Here is a 16,772-nt window from a genome sequence, read left to right as displayed (position 1 = left end):
ACAATTCGCCGGCCGGCGCTAATCCTGATCTTTTTACTTGCCTTTCTGGACCCGCTTTGACAGATTGCCGGCGGGAAGCTGAAGGGCGGGATTTCCAGACCGCCGCCCGACCGGCCGTGCCCCTTGGGGATTGCGGCGGTTCGCCACCCGAGACATCAGTTGCCAAACCCTGCGCAGGAGAGTTCTGCCCCGGATACGATCGCAGCATCATCCATGTCTGCACAGCCAGCGCCAGTCCCAAAGCCGCTGGCCGCCGCCGGGATCGGGGACGAAATTCCTTTGAAACGAGATGCATGATGAACATCCGCCTTTCCGAGGCGCCCAGCAAGACGGCGTCGCCCGTGCCTGATCCGGTTCTTTTCGGTTTCGACGGCCCTTCGAGGCGCATCCTGGGGCGCGGCCCCGCGCGGCGGATCGCCGCCGGCAGTGCCGCGACGCTGGAGACGCGCGTGGCCGCGGCCCTTGCCGGGGCGGCGCCGGACGAGATGATCGGCGGCGCCTTGCCCTTTGACCGCGAGGCCGGGGATTGCCTGTGGCAATGCCGGCGCAGCGATGCGCCCGCGTCCGGCGGCGCCGCGCCGCAGGGCCTGCCGCTGCCGGACTGGCGCCTGACGGCCGAGCCTGCCGCGCGGGACTATGCCGGCGCCGTCGCCCGCGCGCTTGGCATCATGGCCGAGGAGGCCGGCAGCCGCGACGCGCTGGAAAAGATCGTGCTGGCCCGCACGCTGCTGGTCGAATCCACCGCGCCGATCCCGGTCGAGGCGCTGATGGCGCGGCTGCATGCCGACCGCAGCGTGACCGCTTTTCGCGTGGCGCTGCCCGCCGGGCCCGAGCATCCGCAGGGCCGCGCGCTTTGCGGCGCCACGCCCGAGCTGCTGGTCGAGAAGCGCGGCCGGCGCATCGCCTCGCATCCGCTGGCGGGCTCGGCCCGGCGGCTGGCCGATGCGGCCGCCGACCGCGCCGCCGCCCAGGCCCTGTCCGGCTCGGCCAAGGACCACCGCGAACATGCGCTGGTGGTCGAGTCGATCCTGGACATCCTGGCCCCCTATTGCCGCGAGCTGGGCTGCCCCGAGGGCACCTGCATCACCTCGACCCGCAGCATGTGGCACCTGGGCACCCGGATCGAGGGGCGGCTGAAGGACGAGGACACGCCCTCGGTCGTGCTGGCCTCGGCGCTGCATCCGACGCCGGCGGTCTGCGGCGTGCCGATGGCGCGGGCGGCCGGCTTCATCAAGGCCCTTGAACCCGTGGCGCGGGATTTCTATGCCGGCGCGGTCGGCTGGTGCGACGCAAGCGGGGACGGCGCCTGGCATGTCGCCATCCGCTGCGCCGAGATCAGCGGCCGGCGGGCGCGGCTATACGCGGGCGCGGGGATCGTCCCCGGCTCGGACCCGATGGCCGAGACCGCCGAGACCGGCGCCAAGTTCGGCGCGCTTCTGGCCGCCCTTGGCTTGCCGCAGGATGCGGCCCTGCAGGGCGTGCCCTGCAACGGAGAGACCTGATGGCCCTGCCCGGCATCGCCCCCTATGTCCCCCCGACCGAGGCTGAGCTGCCCAAGGCGCGGGGCCCCTGGCAGCCCCGCCGCGACCGGCTGGCGCTGCTGGTCCACGACATGCAGCGCTATTTCTGCCGCATCTATCCCGAGGGCGCGCCCCTGGCGCCGGTGGTCGGCAACATCGCGCGGCTGATCGGCGCGGCGCGGGCGGCGGGCGTTCCGGTCTTTTACACCGCGCAGAAGGGCGACCAGTTCCGCCCGGATCGCGGGCTTCAGGCCGACCTGTGGGGGCCGGGGATGAGCGCCATCCCCGAGCACGAGGAGATCCTGCCCGAGCTGGCCCCGGCGACGGGCGACATCGTGCTGCTGAAGCATCGCTACAGCGCCTTCCAGCGCTCGAACCTCGAGCATCTGATGCGGGCGCGCGGCCGCGACCAGCTGATGATCTGCGGCGTCTATGCCCATATCGGCTGCCTCGCCACTGCCGTCGAGGCGTTCCAGCGCGACATCGAGGCCTTTGCCGTGGCCGATGCGCAGGCCGATTTCTCGCGCGAGAAGCAGGACATGGCCATGGGCTGGATCGCCGCCACCTGCGGCGTGGCCCTGTCCACCCGGCAGGCGCTGGCGGCGCTTGGCGGGCAGGAGATGAAATCATGCGCCTGACCGGATTCCGCGACCGGACCGCCATCGTCACCGGCGCGGCGGGCGGCATCGGCCGCGCCGTGGTCGCCGCGCTGCTGGAGGCGGGGGCCAGGGTCGTCGCCACCGACACCGAATCCGCGCTGGCCGGCAACCCCGTCGCGGGGGCCGAGAACCGGGTGCTGGACGTGCGCGACGGCGATGCCGTCGAGGCGCTGGTGGCCGAGGTCGAGGCGATGCATGGCCCGCTGGGCCTTGGCGTCCATACGGCCGGCGTGCTGGCCATCGGGCCGCTGCTGGACCTCGCGCCCGAGGAATGGGAGCGGGTGATCGGCGTCAACGCCCGCGGCACCTTCAACGTCACCCGCGCTTTCGGCCGCGCCATGGTGCGGAACGCAGGCGGCGCCATCGTCGCGGTCAGTTCGAACGCGGCGGGGATTCCGCGGCTGAACATGGGCGCCTATGCCGCCTCCAAGGCGGCGGCGACCATGCTGGTGCGCTGCCTGGGGCTGGAGCTTGCCGCGCAGGGCGTGCGCTGCAACATCGTCGCCCCCGGCTCGACCCTGACGCCGATGCAGACCGGCATGTGGACCGAGGACGGCGGCGCCGGCGAGCGCGCGGTGATCGAGGGCAGCCTGGACGCCTATCGCACCGGCATCCCGCTGAAGAAGCTGGCGACGCCCGAGGACATCGCCGGCGCGGTGATGTTCATGTTGTCCGACCAGGCGGGCCATGTCACCATGGCCGACCTTTACGTCGACGGCGGCGCGACGCTGCGCGCCTAGATCCGGGACGCGATCAGCGCCCACCAATTGTCCAGCGTCGGCTCGCGGGCCAGTTCCTCGAAACTGGCCTCGACGCCCATCTGCTTCAGCTCGGACGAAAAGGTCATCACCGCGATCGAGTCGAGCCCGTAGAGGACGAGGTTCTCGGCGGGCTCGATCTCGCAATCGTCCTCGATCATCTTCCGCACGCGGGCGGCCAGCCATTCGGGGCTGAGATCGGTCTTTTCGGCAATATCCATCATTCGTCCTTTCAGGCGGCGGTTTCGGCCACGAGGCTGTCGCGCAGGCGGCGCTTGTCGATCTTGCCCACCGCCGTCAAGGGCAGTTCGGGCACGAAGCGGAAGCGGTCGGGCAGCTTGTATTCGGCCACGCCCAGTTCCAGCAGGTGCCGGCGCAGCGCCGGCGGCGAAAGCTTGCCCGCCCCCTCGCGCAGCACCAGGAAGGCGCAGCTTTTCTCGCCCAGATGGGCGTCCGGCGCGGCGACCAGCGCGGCATGGGTGATGTCGGGATGGCGCACCAGCAGGTTCTCGATCTCCTCGGCGGCGATCTTTTCGCCGCCCCGGTTGATCTGGTCCTTGATGCGGCCCACGACGCGCAGGTTGCCGCCCTGCCGCACCACCACGTCGCCCGAGTAATAGAACCCCTCGGCGTCGAAGGCTTTCGCATTGTGTTCCGGGCTGCGGTAATAGCCGCGGAAGGTATAGGGGCCGCGCGTCGCCAGCGCGCCGGGCGTGCTGTCGGGAACGTCGTTGCCGTCCTCGTCGATGATGCGCACCTCGTCGTCGGGGCTGATCGGCCGGCCCTGGGTGGTGAAGACCACCTCGGGGGGATCGTCCAGCCGGGTATAGTTCACCAGCCCCTCGGCCATGCCGAAGACCTGTTGCAAGCGGCAGCCCAGCAGTTCCGGCACGCGCCGCGCGGTCGCCTCGGCAAAGCTGGCGCCGCCGACCAGCATCAGCTCCAGGCTGTCCAGCATGGCGCGGCGGGCGGGATCTTCTTCGACTGCGCGCAGCCACAGGGCCACGGCGGGCGGCACCAGCGGCGCCATGGTGATCCGCTCGCGCGCGACGATCTGGAAACAGCCCAGGGGCTCGGGGCTGGGGGCCATGACCACGGTGCCGCCGGCATGGAACACCCCCAGCGTGCCGGGCGAACTCATGGTGAAGTTGTGCCCCGCCGGCAGGGCGCACAGGAAGCGCGTGGCCGAGGTCACGCCGCTGATCTGGACGCTGGCGCGGATGCTGTAGTCGTAATCGTTATGCGTGCGCGGGATCAGCTTGGGCGTGCCGGTGCTGCCGCCCGACAGCTGGAAGAAGGCGACCTGGTCGGCAGGCGTCGGCCCGGCGCCCTCGGGCAGGTCGCCGTCCGGTGTCAGCCAATGGGCCAGGCTGCGGGCGGGATCGTCCTCGCCCAGAAGCAGCAGATGCGCGACGCCGCCGGCGCGCAGCGCGTCGGCAAAGGCGTCGTCGCGGAACAGTTCGTGGTCGCGCGCGGCGATGACCACCCGCGGCGCGATCTGGCGGACATATTCGGTCAGCTCCAGCCGGCGATGGCTGTAGAGCGCGTTCACCGGCGCCACCCCGATTCGCAACAGCGCGAAGAAGGCGATGAAGAACTCGGCCACGTTGGGCAACTGCACCACCGCCGTATCGCCATGGCCCAGCCCCTGCCGCGCCAGGCGCGCGGCCAGGTTGCGCGACAGCCGGTCCAGGTCGCCATAGCTGAAGCGGCGCGAACCGCAGACCAGCGCCTCGGCCTCGGGGTTGGCGGCCAGCTGCGCGTCCAGGATATGCGTCAGCGGCTGGTCGATCCAGTAACCGGCCTCGCGATAGCGTCGGGCGAGGTCTTGCGGCCAAGGGCTGAATTCAATCATGCGGATACCTGCTTTTACGGCAATGAGCCGCCCAAGGCGCTTGCGGCACCTTGACGGATGGCAATAGTTGAGTATTTTTATCCCGCTTTCTCTCTCGAAGCAAGCCAGCCGCGTCCCTTGCCGGATGCAACCAAGCCAGCCCTCTCTCGTTCAGAATGCCAGACCCTGCGACAGGGACAAGGATTTCATGACGCATCATCAAGCCGAGGGGTTGTGGCTGCCCCTGACGCTGGCCCAGCTGGATTTCTGGGAAGAGTTCCGGTTCCATCCCGGCGAGGCCGTCTCGACCGTCGCCCATGCCATCGAATTGCGCGGCCTTGCCGATCCCGAGGCGCTGGCCCGCGCCATAAAGGCCACCATCGCCGAAACCGACATCATGGCGCTGCGCTTCGGCCTTGGCGCCGACGGCCGGCCGGTGCAGCGGGTCGATCCCGCTGAGCGGCCCGCGCTGCGCCGCATCGACCTGTCGGACCGCACGGATGCGCGCGCACATGCCTTTGCGCTGATGCAGGCGGATGTCGATGCGGCGCTGGACCTGCTGGAGCAGCCCATCGCGGCGCAATGGCTGGTCCGGCTGGCCGAGGGGCATTACCTGTGGTTCAACCGCGGCCATCACATCGCGCTGGACGGCTATGCCATGGGCCTGGTCGAACGCCGCTGCGCCCAGCTTTACGCCGCGCTGGCCGAGGGCGCCGATCCCGGCCAGCCGCTGCGCCCGCTGGCCGCCTATCTGAACGAGGAAACCGACTATCGCGCCAGCCCGCGCCATGCCGCCGACGCGCGCCATTGGGCCGGGGTGCTGGCGGCCGAACCCCGCCCGCGCGTGCTGCGCAAGGGGTCCGAGGACTATCCGGCCGAGGCGCTTTGCGCCGCCCACGACCTTGCCGCCCTGCGCCCGGCGCTGATGCGGCAGGCGCAGGCGGCGGGCATGGGCTGGCCGGACCTGCTGACCGTGATCTGCGCGGCCTGGGCGGCCTTGCATCTGCGCGACGGCTCGGCCGCGCATCTGTGCGACGATCGCGGCCGGATCGCGATGCCGGTCTGGCTGCCCTACATGAGCCGCATGGGCAGCGTCGCCGTCTCGGTCCCGGCGCTGGTGGTGAACATCCTGCCGCTGGACGTGACGCTGCATCCGGGCGAGCCGCTGGGCGAGGCGCTGGCCCGGCTCGGCGGGCGGCTGCGCCAGCTGCGCCGCCATGGCCGCTACCGCATCGAGCAGATCGCCGAGGATTACGGCATGGAGCCGCGCAGCCGCTTCTTCTTCTCGCCGCTGATCAACGTGCTGCCCTTTGACGAGGCGCGATTCGCCGGCTGCGAGACGACGCGGCACGTGCTGTCGAACGGGCCGGGCGACGGGTTCAACATCACCATCCGCGGCGATGGCGAGGCCCGCGGGCTGGAGCTACTGGTCGAGGCCGACCCGACCCTGACTCCGCCCGAGGATTTTGCCGCGCTGGCCCGGGGCCTGCCGCTTTTCCTGGCCGCGGCGATGGCGCCCGAGAACCTGTCGCGCCCGCTGTCGGACCTGCCGGGCTGACATGCCCTTGCCGGCCCCTTTCCCCCGGCGCAACCTGCGCCGGACAGGAGGGGACGGGATGGACAGCGACGTGATACGCCTTGCCACGGCCGGCGACCTGGCCGTGGTCGAGGAAGTGGTGAACAGCGCCTATGCGCATTACACCGCCCGCATCGGCCGCAAGCCGGGACCGATGCTGGACGACCATGCCGCGCGCATCGCGGCCGGGCAGACGCATCTGCTGGAACGGGATGGCGCGATGCTGGGCCTGATCGTGCTGATCCCTCAGCCCGATGCGCTGCTGGTCGAGAATGTCGCCGTCTCGCCCGCCGCGCAGGGGCTGGGGCTTGGCCGGCGGCTGATGGATTTCGCCGAAACCCGTGCCTGCGCGGCTGGCCTGCCCCGGCTGCGGCTTTACACCCATGTGGCCATGGTCGAGAATCAGGCGATCTATGCCCGGCTCGGCTATGCCGAGACCCGCCGGGTGATCGAAGCCGGGCTGCACCGCATCTATATGGAAAAGCCGCTGGCCTAGTCGCGATAGGGAATCGTCGCCTCGGCCCCCGGCCGCTGCGACCCGGTCGGGATGAAGCTGCGCGTGCTGCAACCCGCCGCATCGCGATCCCAAGGACCGGACCGCGGGGGCCGCGGCAGTTCGAACCCGGCGCAGAGCCGATAGCTGCGCGGCCCCGTGACCTCGTAGCGATAGGGCGCGCCGGTAAAGGGATCGGCCAGCCGCACCTGCCAGTCGCATTGCGGCGTGGTCGCCAGCGTCTCGGGCAGGCGGTCGCCGTTCTCGCGCGCCAGGCAGACCACCAGCCGGGCCAGGTTGGCCAGGTCGCTTTCCCGCTCGCGGTCGCGGCGCTCCTTGCGGGCATGGCCGGGGCCGCCGGTCAGCGCCAGCCCGGCGACGACCGCCGCCGCGGCCAGCAGCGCGATGGCGATGGTGGCCCAGCCCTTAATCATTCAGCTCGTCCCGGTAATAGGCAAAGACCAGTCCCGCGACCCCGGCGACCAGCGCCGCCTTGGCGGCGAAACGCGCCGTCAGCTCGCCGTTGAGCAGCGTGTAGATGACATAGATCCCGTCCGCCAGGAACACCAGCGCCACCACCAGCAAAGTCACCGAGGCGAACCACTTGCGCACCAGCGACCGCCGTCGGCCGCCGTCGCCCAGGCTCATCCGCGACACCTTGCGGTTGAGGAACACGAACAGCGGCACGAAGGCGATCAGCGAGGCGATGGACCAGCGCGTCGAGCTGCCCGGTCCGTAATAGCGGCTGTCGGCCGGGTCGGGGATCAGCCGCTCGATCAGCACCATGCCCAATTCGCAGACATGCCAGCCGATCATGCCCAGCGACAGGAACAGCAGGCCGTAAAGCAGCGCCTCCTGCGCCGAGGCATAGGGGCGGGGCCGCGGCACCGGCGGCAGGCCCGGCGCGGTTTCCCAGCCCCCCAGCGCCTCGTCGATCTCGGGCGCGGACCAGCCGGCATGGGCCAGCGCCTGGGCGATGCCCTCGCGCTCGCCGCCCTGTGCCAGGGCGCGGCGGACATATTCGGAAAGCTGGTCGGACGGTTTCATCGGCACCCCCTGTCTGGCCGGCAGGTTTCGGCAAGCCGGCGGCGCGGTCAAGCCCGCCAAGGCCGCAGCCGGGCGCAATTTTCCCCGCCGGGCCGCGTCGGCGAAAATTTTCCCGGCGGCGCGATTTTTCCCCTTGCACCCCCCGGCGCGCTCCCATAAATGACGCCTCACCGAAGGCGAAGCGCCATCGGGACGGAGCGCGGGCGTAGCTCAGGGGTAGAGCATAACCTTGCCAAGGTTAGGGTCGTGAGTTCGAATCTCATCGCCCGCTCCAAAATCTTCCTTCGGGAACAGCGAAAAGCGGCCTTAGGGCCGCTTTCGGCTTTTCGGGCGGCTTTTCGGGCCAAAGCTTTGCCCGGCCAAGGCCCTGCGCGATCAACCTGCGGCAGACCCTTTACCCTGCCTCTGGCCATTTTCGGCGAATCGGCGCTAGTATGGCAACCGGAGTTGCCCCGGCAGCCAGGTCCGGGACAGTCGTCAGGAACAAGCTGCCGCGCCTCGCAACCACGCATCCCCCGAACCGCGGCCAGCCCAAGCGTGAGGTGATCATGCCGGCTCTGGAAGCTCTGATCGAACGGAAACTGCAACAGCTCTCGGTGCCGCTGGCGGTCCGCCTGCCCTCGGGGCGGCAACTGGGCCCGCCCGATGCGCGCGTGACCATCGCCTTCAAGGACATGGGCGCGCTGGCGCCGCTGGCCTCGGCCCGGCTGGGCCGGCTGGGGGACGAGATCGTCCGCGGCCGCGCCCGGATCGAGGGCTCGATGCGCGACCTGATGCGGATCGTGGCGGCGCTGGTGCCCAGCGACGGCCAGCCGATCCAGCCCAAGCCCTGGCAGCGGCTGCTCTATCACGTGCATTCGCTGCTGCGCCACAGCCGCGACCGCGATGCAAGGCAGATCCGCGCGCATTACGATGTCTCGGACGAGTTCTATGCGCTCTGGCTCGACCCGCGGCGGGTCTATTCCTGCGCCTATTTCGCCGAGCCGCAGATGACGCTGGCGCAGGCGCAAGAGGCCAAGCTGGACCTGATCTGCCGCAAGCTGGACCTGCGCCCCGGCGAGCGCTTCGTCGACATCGGCGCCGGCTGGGGCGGGCTCTTGCTGCATGCCGCGCGCCATTACGGCGTCGATGCCACCGGCATCACCCTGTCGCAGAACCAGTTCGACCATGTCAGCCGGATCATCGCCGAGGAGGGCCTGGGCGACCGGGTGCGCATCCGGCTGTGCGACTATCGCGACCTCGTGCCCGACCAGCCCTTCGACAAGATGGCGTCGGTGGGCATGTTCGAACATGTCGGCCGCGCCCGGATGGGCACCTATTGCGACACGCTGCGCCGGCTGCTGCGGCCGGGCGGGCTGGCGCTGAACCACGGCATCGCCGCCTCGGGCTTGGACGACGCGATGGTGGGCGGCGGCCTGGGCGATTTCATCGAGAAATACATCTTTCCCGGCGGCGAGCTGGTCCATGTCAGCCAGGCCATCCGCAGCCTGTCGCAATCCGGGCTGGAGATGGTCGATACCGAGAACCTGCGCCCGCATTACGCCCGCACGCTCTGGGCCTGGTCCGACGCGCTGGAGGCGCAGTTGCCCGAGGCCGAGCAAGTGCTGGCGCGCTCGATGCCGCCCGATCGCGCGGCCGAGGTGTTGCAGGCCTACCGGCTGTATCTGGCAGGCTGCGCGCTGGCCTTCGAGCAGGGCTGGGTGGCGCTTTACCAGATCCTGCTGATCCATCCCGACCCGGCGCTGGCGACGCCGGACCTGCCTGGGGCGCAATCCGCCTATCCCTTCCGCCGGGACCATGTCTATCGCTGATCCCGGCCGTCACCCGGTCGCAGGCGAAGGGGGAAAGCGGCGGCCGCAGCAATAACCCCCTTGACCCCGCGCCTTGGAAACCCTAGCAAACGCAAGGCTCCGGCGGGTTGGCGGAGAGGTTACGCAGCGGATTGCAAATCCGTGAAGACCGGTTCGATTCCGGTACCCGCCTCCAAGTATTTTCAAGAGCTTGTGCCATATCGGGCTTTCCCCTCATTCCAGCGTTTACAGTAGCGTTTACAGTTTCGTTCACTTTGCGCCCCCTTTCGCTTGGGCAAGCTTGACCAGAATGCCATCCGATTCATCCGGCGAGACGCGAGCGTAATGCTCGATTACGGCTGCCGCGTAACGCACCGACCAGCCCATGTGCGAGGCGATATGCGCCAGTTCAAGCCCCGCATTCAGCAGACGTGTAGCAGCGGTCCCACGCGTATCCTGGAGCCGCAAATCATACCCCAGAACCTCGGGTGTCAGCCCCGCCTTGTTCCGCCAGTAGCGCAGGCTGTCCGAGGCGTGGCGCCCAGTCATGGCCCGCCCGCGATCACTGATCAGGATCAACATGCGGTCGGCCGGCGTGGCGTCGATCAACGCGGCCATGGCCGGAGTGACGGGGATTGTGGCGGTGCGCTTGCGCTTGTTCGTCCTGATGCGGATGCGGCGCCCCTGCGGCGTCTTCTCGATCTGGTTGCGATGCAGGCGCACCAGGTCGGCCGGCCGCAGCCCGGTTTCACAGCCGGCAGTAAGGATGCGCTGCACCCACTCCGGCGCGATGGCGCAAACAGCTTCACGCTGCGCCGGAGTCCACACGATTTCCGAACGATCCACCTCATAGACCTTCCGAAAGTCGCCGCAGTAGTGCATCCGGATCTTGCCGGCGTCCTTCCAGGCCCAATTGAGGATCCGCGTCACCACGGTTCCGGCATAGTCGTACTGGCGCGGCGAATGCGCCCATTGCTTGCGCCATTCATTGACCTCGCCGCGCGCCTCGGGTTCCTCGAACATCGCGGCAGGGTCGTCCTTGAACGCCGCCGCGAAGCGTAGCGCCCAGAGGCGATAATCCTGCCGGGTGCGCTCGCCCTTGGGCATCTCTGCGCTCGACAGAAAGTCATCGACCATTTGCTCGGTCATGTAATGCGCCGGCTTGGGGCGGGCGGTTGCCTCGGCGAATGCCACGAAGAAAGCCGGATCACTCGGAAAGCGGGCGCTGTCCTCCCAGAACTTGGGCCCACCGCGCCAAGCATAGAAATGAAACTTCGCGCCCGCCTTGGTGACGCGCCGAACGCAATGAACGCCCTTCGGCCGGTTAGATCGAAGCATTGCGCGCCCTCCGTTGCGCCACCAGCGACGCGGCACCATCTGAGCCCCGCGACGGCGTCAGGATATCCATACCTTGGGCCGCATCGAGGCGCTGACGAACATGCTTGGGATCGAACCATCCGGGACGGCCTGGAACATGCCGCAGGCCGAGCTTTGCGCAGAAATTGCGAAAGGCACTATTCGCGCCGGCATAGCCCCATTCCTCGGCCAGATCCTCGGCACGGATCAGGCCAATCATCTGGGTGAAGTGAGACGGTAAGGCTGACATGTAGCCCCTCCACGGCTTATACCTTTCATCGCACACTTGGGCGCGGAGCGGAGGGCGGATCGCCCGCACCTGCGAGTTGCTTTGCTTCGCGCAGCAGGATTTCGTCCATCTGGTCTGGAGTGATGAAGATGGCGCGACCGATTGCAAAGTACTGCCCATGCGCCCGCGCCTTCGAGCGCAGGGTCCGCGGTGAGAGTTCAACGCCGCGTGGACGAAGCTTGGCCGACCATTCCTCGGGGGTGTGCCCCAGGTCAAAAATTTTCGACATGGCTATTCTCCTTTCTGGTAGGATGGAAGCCATAGCCAGACTGACCAGTCAACATATTGTAAATATTTGCTAAGTTTCCGGAAAGATCTTTCCCTTTTTGCATCGAAACGCCCGAAACGGATCGCAATGAAACAGGATGAGAGCTCAACTTTTGATTTTTGCGACGACGACGAGGCTCCGGATGATTCGTATCTGTCCGTGGGTGACCCTCATGGTGTTCATCCATGGCAACCGCCATCGCGTCCTTTGGGCCACCTGCTGAAAAAAGTGCGGCTGAACCTGGGACTGACTCAAGACCAGATGGGCGATTTGATGAAGGTAACAGGCCGCAATTACAACAACTACGAACGCGGACGCGTGCAGAACGTCCCCGCTCCCGCCCTTCAGCGGCTGGCTGATCACACTGGCATCGCCGCCGCTCATCTGCTGACTGGGCGCAGTCCGTCTCTCGACTATGTTACCATTCTGGATGAGGTGTACGCCCTTCAGAAAACTGTCTGGGACCTCTGCCAACGACCAGATGGCAAGCTCTATGGTATGAATACTTGCCTGTCGCCGGAGGAGCTTCGCGATGTCATCAAGGCATTATTATCTGATAGGGAATATCGGCGTTACTATGAAATCGATCCATATCCGGAGCTAACCAAGAATGATATCCTGGAAACAGTCGCGACGCATACGGACTTTTACAAGGACGCGGGATGGGAATGGGCCCGCGACAACGATCCAGAATATCATGGCTTTGCGCCCTTCCCCTGCCCAGCAATGTATGTGGTTCCTAGGTTTCAGGATATGGCAGAGTACCGCCGGTACTTAGAACTGCGCTGCCAGATCGAGGCGACGCTAACAAGCGACGAGCGCACTCTCTATTCTGAATGGTTATCCACCAAACCCAAAAGGTCTCCTGAAAATTGATCGCTTAGAGTCAGGACTTACAACCAATATATGATGGTCGCAGCCAGGGCGCAGGCGGAGAGGATGTCAACGGCGGAGTAAAACCCGGCCACGCGGCGGCGCAAAAGTCTGCCAGTTAGCGGCACAAGCACGGAACGTCGGGAGGGCGTAGCCCGACCAGAGTTCCGTGCTTGTGCCGTTGGTATTTTTTGAAAGGGGTCAGCCGGCCTTTCGGGCGCGGCTTTGGGCGAGACGATAGCTCTGGCCATTCATTTCGAGAATGCTGACGTGGTGGGTCAGCCTGTCGAGAAGCGCGCCGGTGAGGCGTTCGGAGCCGAATGTCTCGGTCCATTCGTCAAAAGGCAGATTGCTGGTGATCAGGGTCGATCCGCGCTCGTAGCGTTGCGAGATCAGTTCGAACAGCAGCTCGGCGCCGGTCTTCGACAGCGGCACGAAGCCGAGTTCATCGATGATGAGCAGCTTGTATCCTGCCATCTGCTTCTGGAAGCGCAGCAGGCGGCGCTCGTCGCGGGCCTCCATCATCTCGCTGACCAGGGCCGCGGCGGTGGTGAAGCCGACGGACAGGCCCTTCTGGCAGGCGGCCAGACCAAGGCCGAGCGAGATGTGCGTCTTGCCCGTGCCACTGGGGCCGAGAGCAATAATGTTCTCGCGCCGCTCGATCCATTCGCACCGGGCCAGTTCCAGCACCTGCATCTTGTTGAGCTTCGGGATGGCCGTGAAGTCGAAGCTGTCCAGGCTTTTGACGGCCGGGAACCTGGCGGCCTTGATGCGCCGCTCGACCATCCGCCGTTCCCGGTCGATCAGTTCCAGTTCGACGAGCCGGGCGAGATATCGGACATGGTCCACGCCTTCCGCCGCACATTGCCGGGCCAGTTTCTGGTGTTCTCGCAGGAAGGTCGGCAGTTTCAGCGCCTTGAGGTGATGGGCAAGCAGGATTTCCGGGGCGTCGCTCATGCCACGCCCTCCGCATTGACAGACAGCAGCCGCATGTAGGAGCGGGCCTCGGTCTTCTCGACCGTTGCCCTGGGCAGGTAGGGATAGCAGTCCAGATCCAGCCGGGGTGGCCGGCGCTCCACCCGGCACAACAAGAGATGCTTCACCGCATCGAAGCCGATCGCCCCCATCTGCAGCGCCTGCCTCACGGCCGCATGCAGATCGGCCAGATCGAAGGTTTCCAGAAGCCGCAGGACCTGGACATATTCGCGTCGGCCGTGCCGGTTCATCCGTGCCTCCATCAGCCGGCGCAGGGTGGCGAACTCCTCTGGCAGGTCCCAGTCCTGCAATGGTGCCGCCTGATCCAACGCATTGATCTTCTGCTCGATCAGCGGAAGGTAATGGAGCGGGTCGAAGACGATCTCGTCGCGATCCCAGCACCGGGGATGGCGGGCGATCACTTCGCCCCGGCAGCCGATCACCACCTCATGGATATAGCCCCGGATCCAGACATCCTGATGGCCGTAGGCGACGGGCACCGAGTAATCGTTGGTCTTGTAGCGCACCAGCGATTGCGACGACACGCGGCCGGTCGCCTGATCGCAGGCATCAAAGGGCGCCGCCGGGAGCGGGCGCATCGCGGCGAGATCGCGCTGCAGTCGCTCGCCGATCGTTTCGCTCTCGCCGCGAAGGACATCGTGCTGACGCCGCTTGCAGCGCTCCTCCAGCCAGAGGTTGAATTCTTCCCAACTGGCGAACTCAGGCATCGGCACCATGAAGTTGCGGCGGCAATAGCCCACCAGGCCTTCGACATTGCCTTTGTCGTTCCCCTTGCCAGGGCGGCCATAGCGATCCCGGATCAGGTAATGCGACAGAAACCCGCTGAACAGCGCCGCCCGCTTGCGGGTGCCATCCGGCAGGATCTTCGCCACCAGGCAGCGGTCATTGTCGTAGACGATCGACTGCGGAACCGCCCCAAAAAAGGCAAAGGCATGGACATGACCGTCCACCCAGGCCTCGGCAACCGCCGCCGGATAGGCACGGACGTAGCAGGCGTCGCTATGCGGCAAGTCCAGCACGAAGAAATGCGCCTTCTGTTCGACACCTCCGATCCGAACCATTGCCTCGCCGAAGTCGGCCTGCGCGTGTCCTGGGGGATGCGCCAGCGGCACGAACACCTCCTGGCCCCGCCGCTCACGTTCCCGGATATAATCCTTGATGATCGTGTAGCCGCCGGTGAAACCGCATTCTTCGCGCAGACGGTCAAACACACGCTTCGCCGTATGCCGCTGCTTGCGCGGCATGGTCCGGTCCGCCTCCAGCCAACCCTCGATGATCGGGATGAACGGATCGAGCTTCGGGCGCCTGACCTCGGCCGTCCGCCGGTAGCCCGGAGGAACCGAGAACGTCATCATCTTTGCGACCGTGTCGCGCGATATGTTGAATGTCGTCGCCGCCTGACGCTGGCTCATACCAGCAGCACAGGCCTGACGAACCTTGAGATAGAGTTCCACGCTGTAGATCCTCCCATCCTCCCTGCAGCCGCAGAAAGGGAAAAGGTGGACGACTTTTACGCCGCCCGCAGCAGCACCATGCCGCCGCTAACGTGGACTAATTTCGCACCGCCATTCTCATTTCGAACCTCATTTGGCATCGGACGACCCGGGGCCGAGAAAACTGTCAGCGTGCTGTCCTCGACCGGCCATTCGCCGTTTCGGGACACCCTGCCTGCGGCCTGTACGCAGCTATCCAGCCCCGCCTCGGCCCGCCAGCCCTTGGGAAACGACAGATCCACGCCTGCCTCGATCAGGCTGGTCGCGATCAGGCGGCAGGGCGCATCGGATTTCAGGCGCGCACGGATGTCCTCCAGAATAGCCCGCCGATGCACAGGATATTGCCGCGTGGTCAGATGGACCAGCCCCTCGAGTTCCTCGGCCTTGGCCGCATTGAACAGTTCCAATGCATGGGCACGGCTGTTGACGATGACCATCCCTTGCGGCGTATCGCGCAATGCCTCAATGAGGGCGTTGTCGTCCATCTCGCCGCCCTGCACGATGCGGGCGCGGCGCAATTCGCGGGCGAGCCGCACCGGATCGGGCGCCAGTTCACGGCCCTCCAGCGGCAAGCCGCCCTGCTTCAGCTGGCGGCTGTCGAACGCAGGTTGCGTCGCCGTGCAAAGCACCACCGAACAGCCGTAATGCGCGCAGAGCGTGTCGATCATCCGCAGCGCGGGCATCAGCAGCTTGCGCGGCAGGGCCTGCGCCTCGTCCAGCACGATCACCGAACCGGCGATATTGTGCAACTTGCGGCAGCGCGAAGGACGCGCCGCGAAAAGGCTTTCGAAGAACTGCACATTGGTCGTGACGACCAGAGGCGCGGCCCAGTCCTCCATGGCAAGGCGCAGCTTGTCCTTGCGCTCCGGGTCGGTCCTTTCGTCGTCGATGGCCGAATGATGCTCCAACACCGCATCGCCGAAAAGGCCGCGGAAAATGGCCGCGGTCTGGTCGATGATCGAGGTATAGGGGATCGCGAAGATAACCCTGCGATGCCCATAACGTGCCGCGTGGTCCAGTGCAAAGCCCAGTGAAGCCAGCGTCTTGCCGCCGCCGGTGGGCACGGTCAGCGTGAAAAGCCCCGGCGTCATCGCCGCAGCCTGCTGGACATGGATCAGGATCTCGGCGCGCAGGCGGTTGATGCGGCCATTCTGGCGAAATCCCGCCATATGCGCATCGAAGGCGTCTCTCCATTCCGGCAACAGATCGGCCAGGGCCGGCCAGTCGCGATCCGGCCGCGTACCGTTCAGTCCGGCATAGAATGCCTCGGTGTCACGGAAATCCGCGTCAACCAGACAGGAAAACACCATGCGCGCCGCGACCGACAGGTCGAAGCCGCAAGATGCCGGGCGCATCAGCTTAGCCAGTTCCCTGGCGACCGGGCCAAAATCTGGGCTGGTCGCGGCCGAGATTTCCGGCGCGATCGGGTCGCGGAAGGTCTCAAGCCGGCGCTCCATACTGCTGTCGGCGCCATGGCGATCAGGCAACCCGGCGTGATGGCCCAGGATGGCATAGCCGATCACTTCAGAAATTGGTCGCAAACCGGCAGGCGTCCGGGCATGTAGCAGGGCAGCCCCAGCGGTCGAATGATCCACACGCAATTTTTCGCCGGACAGGATGCGATCAAAGGCGGGATCATATTTGCCAAAGTCATGGAAAAGGCCAGCCATATACGCCGCCGCCCGCAACCCGAGGGGTGCAGCTCGCTCGGCAGCCAGAGCAGCCGTATTTTCGAGATGGTCGGCCAGCAATTGCCAATCGCTTCGATCCTTACGAATACCCGTATGCGCATAGTATTTCAAAATCTTCATTCCTCCAGC

The 16,772-nt window shown here is 66.6% G+C and carries 17 protein-coding genes and 2 tRNA genes; 9 read left to right on the top strand and 10 right to left on the bottom strand.

All coding sequences use genetic code 11. From position 1 onward, the window contains the following. Positions 1 to 296: 296 nt before the first annotated feature. Genes E3U25_RS18090 through E3U25_RS18080 form a run of 3 tightly spaced genes read left to right on the top strand, consistent with a single transcriptional unit; the run spans position 297 to position 2,919 of the window. Positions 297 to 1,502, top strand: a complete 1,206-nt coding sequence (locus E3U25_RS18090) for an isochorismate synthase (RefSeq protein WP_116222427.1) — start codon at positions 297 to 299, stop codon at positions 1,500 to 1,502. After that, positions 1,502 to 2,158 (top strand): isochorismatase family protein, encoded by a 657-nt coding sequence (locus E3U25_RS18085; RefSeq protein ID WP_116221985.1) that lies wholly within the window; start codon positions 1,502 to 1,504, stop codon positions 2,156 to 2,158. Before E3U25_RS18090 ends, E3U25_RS18085 begins: the two co-directional genes overlap by 1 nt. Next, complete coding sequence (locus E3U25_RS18080; RefSeq protein ID WP_072461732.1) at positions 2,149 to 2,919, top strand: SDR family oxidoreductase; 771 nt, start codon at positions 2,149 to 2,151, stop codon at positions 2,917 to 2,919. The genes E3U25_RS18085 and E3U25_RS18080 overlap by 10 nt, the downstream gene beginning before the upstream one ends. Here E3U25_RS18080 and E3U25_RS18075 read toward each other — a convergent pair. Both E3U25_RS18075 and E3U25_RS18070 read right to left on the bottom strand, forming a co-directional pair. Further along, positions 2,916 to 3,158, bottom strand: a complete 243-nt coding sequence (locus tag E3U25_RS18075; protein ID WP_244274028.1) for a phosphopantetheine-binding protein — start codon at positions 3,156 to 3,158, stop codon at positions 2,916 to 2,918. The two genes, E3U25_RS18080 and E3U25_RS18075, sit on opposite strands and share 4 nt — an antisense overlap. 11 nt (positions 3,159 to 3,169) lie before the next feature. Then, the gene (locus E3U25_RS18070; RefSeq protein WP_116221986.1) at positions 3,170 to 4,792 is read right to left on the bottom strand and encodes a (2,3-dihydroxybenzoyl)adenylate synthase; all 1,623 of its coding nucleotides are present in this window, start codon (positions 4,790 to 4,792) and stop codon (positions 3,170 to 3,172) included. Between the two features lie 187 nt (positions 4,793 to 4,979). Between E3U25_RS18070 and E3U25_RS18065 the strand changes: the two genes are divergently transcribed. Then, positions 4,980 to 6,329 (top strand): condensation domain-containing protein, encoded by a 1,350-nt coding sequence (locus E3U25_RS18065; RefSeq protein ID WP_116221987.1) that lies wholly within the window; start codon positions 4,980 to 4,982, stop codon positions 6,327 to 6,329. A 58-nt stretch (positions 6,330 to 6,387) separates the two neighbouring features. Then, on the top strand, positions 6,388 to 6,843 hold the full coding sequence (locus E3U25_RS18060) for a GNAT family N-acetyltransferase (protein WP_116221988.1): 456 nt from the start codon (positions 6,388 to 6,390) through the stop codon (positions 6,841 to 6,843). Here E3U25_RS18060 and E3U25_RS18055 read toward each other — a convergent pair. Together E3U25_RS18055 and E3U25_RS18050 are read right to left on the bottom strand one after the other, a co-directional pair. Further along, positions 6,840 to 7,274, bottom strand: a complete 435-nt coding sequence (locus tag E3U25_RS18055; protein ID WP_116221989.1) for a hypothetical protein — start codon at positions 7,272 to 7,274, stop codon at positions 6,840 to 6,842. The two genes, E3U25_RS18060 and E3U25_RS18055, sit on opposite strands and share 4 nt — an antisense overlap. After that, the gene (locus E3U25_RS18050) at positions 7,267 to 7,887 is read right to left on the bottom strand and encodes a DUF5671 domain-containing protein (RefSeq protein WP_116221990.1); all 621 of its coding nucleotides are present in this window, start codon (positions 7,885 to 7,887) and stop codon (positions 7,267 to 7,269) included. The genes E3U25_RS18055 and E3U25_RS18050 overlap by 8 nt, the downstream gene beginning before the upstream one ends. 199 nt (positions 7,888 to 8,086) lie before the next feature. Here E3U25_RS18050 and E3U25_RS18045 point away from each other — a divergent pair. The 3 genes from E3U25_RS18045 to E3U25_RS18035 all read left to right on the top strand — a co-directional run bounded on the left by E3U25_RS18045 (position 8,087) and on the right by E3U25_RS18035 (position 9,873). Further along, a tRNA-Gly gene (locus tag E3U25_RS18045) sits at positions 8,087 to 8,161 on the top strand. Between the two features lie 274 nt (positions 8,162 to 8,435). Further along, positions 8,436 to 9,698 carry a class I SAM-dependent methyltransferase gene (locus E3U25_RS18040; protein ID WP_116222428.1) on the top strand — a complete coding sequence of 421 codons (1,263 nt, stop codon included), beginning with the start codon at positions 8,436 to 8,438 and terminating at the stop codon, positions 9,696 to 9,698. Positions 9,699 to 9,799: 101 nt separating this feature from the next. Next, a tRNA-Cys gene (locus tag E3U25_RS18035) sits at positions 9,800 to 9,873 on the top strand. A 74-nt stretch (positions 9,874 to 9,947) separates the two neighbouring features. Here E3U25_RS18035 and E3U25_RS18030 read toward each other — a convergent pair. The 3 genes from E3U25_RS18030 to E3U25_RS18020 are packed head-to-tail and all read right to left on the bottom strand — an operon-like array spanning position 9,948 to position 11,551. Beyond that, a complete protein-coding gene (locus tag E3U25_RS18030) occupies positions 9,948 to 11,015 on the bottom strand; it encodes a tyrosine-type recombinase/integrase (protein WP_244295163.1) in 1,068 nt (355 codons plus the stop codon). Then, positions 11,002 to 11,283 carry a hypothetical protein gene (locus E3U25_RS18025; RefSeq protein ID WP_140847632.1) on the bottom strand — a complete coding sequence of 94 codons (282 nt, stop codon included), beginning with the start codon at positions 11,281 to 11,283 and terminating at the stop codon, positions 11,002 to 11,004. Before E3U25_RS18025 ends, E3U25_RS18030 begins: the two co-directional genes overlap by 14 nt. A gap of 25 nt (positions 11,284 to 11,308) precedes the next feature. After that, a complete protein-coding gene (locus tag E3U25_RS18020) occupies positions 11,309 to 11,551 on the bottom strand; it encodes a hypothetical protein (protein ID WP_244295165.1) in 243 nt (80 codons plus the stop codon). A 126-nt stretch (positions 11,552 to 11,677) separates the two neighbouring features. Between E3U25_RS18020 and E3U25_RS18015 the strand changes: the two genes are divergently transcribed. Further along, on the top strand, positions 11,678 to 12,466 hold the full coding sequence (locus E3U25_RS18015; RefSeq protein ID WP_116221993.1) for a helix-turn-helix domain-containing protein: 789 nt from the start codon (positions 11,678 to 11,680) through the stop codon (positions 12,464 to 12,466). Positions 12,467 to 12,664: 198 nt separating this feature from the next. On the opposite strand, the gene istB is transcribed toward E3U25_RS18015, so the two are convergent. From istB to cas3, 3 genes are read right to left on the bottom strand one after another with little or no spacing between them, the layout of a single operon-like run. After that, positions 12,665 to 13,420 carry an IS21-like element ISPve1 family helper ATPase IstB gene (gene istB, locus E3U25_RS18010; protein WP_116220987.1) on the bottom strand — a complete coding sequence of 252 codons (756 nt, stop codon included), beginning with the start codon at positions 13,418 to 13,420 and terminating at the stop codon, positions 12,665 to 12,667. Beyond that, entirely contained in the window at positions 13,417 to 14,913 is a 1,497-nt protein-coding gene (gene istA, locus E3U25_RS18005; protein ID WP_116220988.1) for an IS21-like element ISPve1 family transposase, read from the bottom strand. The genes istB and istA overlap by 4 nt, the downstream gene beginning before the upstream one ends. A gap of 56 nt (positions 14,914 to 14,969) precedes the next feature. Further along, positions 14,970 to 16,763, bottom strand: a complete 1,794-nt coding sequence (cas3, locus tag E3U25_RS18000; RefSeq protein WP_116221994.1) for a CRISPR-associated helicase Cas3' — start codon at positions 16,761 to 16,763, stop codon at positions 14,970 to 14,972. Positions 16,764 to 16,772: the final 9 nt, after the last annotated feature.

The sequence above is a fragment of the Paracoccus versutus genome (assembly GCF_029909795.1).
Classification (GTDB): domain Bacteria; phylum Pseudomonadota; class Alphaproteobacteria; order Rhodobacterales; family Rhodobacteraceae; genus Paracoccus; species Paracoccus versutus.
Note: the sequence above shows the minus strand (reverse complement) of the source record. Positions and strands in the feature narration are given on the sequence as shown.

Bases quoted from the DNA above. Each gene is read 5' to 3' on its own strand.
- E3U25_RS18055 (WP_116221989.1), bottom strand. From the start codon at position 7,274: ATGATTAAGGGCTGGGCCACCATCGCCATCGCGCTGCTGGCCGCGGCG.
- E3U25_RS18050 (WP_116221990.1), bottom strand. From the start codon at position 7,887: ATGAAACCGTCCGACCAGCTTTCCGAATATGTCCGCCGCGCCCTGGCA.
- E3U25_RS18065 (WP_116221987.1), top strand. From the start codon at position 4,980: ATGACGCATCATCAAGCCGAGGGGTTGTGGCTGCCCCTGACGCTGGCC.
- E3U25_RS18075 (WP_244274028.1), bottom strand. From the start codon at position 3,158: ATGGATATTGCCGAAAAGACCGATCTCAGCCCCGAATGGCTGGCCGCC.
- E3U25_RS18080 (WP_072461732.1), top strand. From the start codon at position 2,149: ATGCGCCTGACCGGATTCCGCGACCGGACCGCCATCGTCACCGGCGCG.
- E3U25_RS18070 (WP_116221986.1), bottom strand. From the start codon at position 4,792: ATGATTGAATTCAGCCCTTGGCCGCAAGACCTCGCCCGACGCTATCGC.
- E3U25_RS18025 (WP_140847632.1), bottom strand. From the start codon at position 11,283: ATGTCAGCCTTACCGTCTCACTTCACCCAGATGATTGGCCTGATCCGT.
- istB (WP_116220987.1), bottom strand. From the start codon at position 13,420: ATGAGCGACGCCCCGGAAATCCTGCTTGCCCATCACCTCAAGGCGCTG.
- E3U25_RS18060 (WP_116221988.1), top strand. From the start codon at position 6,388: ATGGACAGCGACGTGATACGCCTTGCCACGGCCGGCGACCTGGCCGTG.
- E3U25_RS18030 (WP_244295163.1), bottom strand. From the start codon at position 11,015: ATGCTTCGATCTAACCGGCCGAAGGGCGTTCATTGCGTTCGGCGCGTC.
- E3U25_RS18090 (WP_116222427.1), top strand. From the start codon at position 297: ATGAACATCCGCCTTTCCGAGGCGCCCAGCAAGACGGCGTCGCCCGTG.
- E3U25_RS18020 (WP_244295165.1), bottom strand. From the start codon at position 11,551: ATGTCGAAAATTTTTGACCTGGGGCACACCCCCGAGGAATGGTCGGCC.
- E3U25_RS18015 (WP_116221993.1), top strand. From the start codon at position 11,678: ATGAAACAGGATGAGAGCTCAACTTTTGATTTTTGCGACGACGACGAG.
- E3U25_RS18040 (WP_116222428.1), top strand. From the start codon at position 8,436: ATGCCGGCTCTGGAAGCTCTGATCGAACGGAAACTGCAACAGCTCTCG.
- E3U25_RS18085 (WP_116221985.1), top strand. From the start codon at position 1,502: ATGGCCCTGCCCGGCATCGCCCCCTATGTCCCCCCGACCGAGGCTGAG.
- cas3 (WP_116221994.1), bottom strand. From the start codon at position 16,763: ATGAAGATTTTGAAATACTATGCGCATACGGGTATTCGTAAGGATCGA.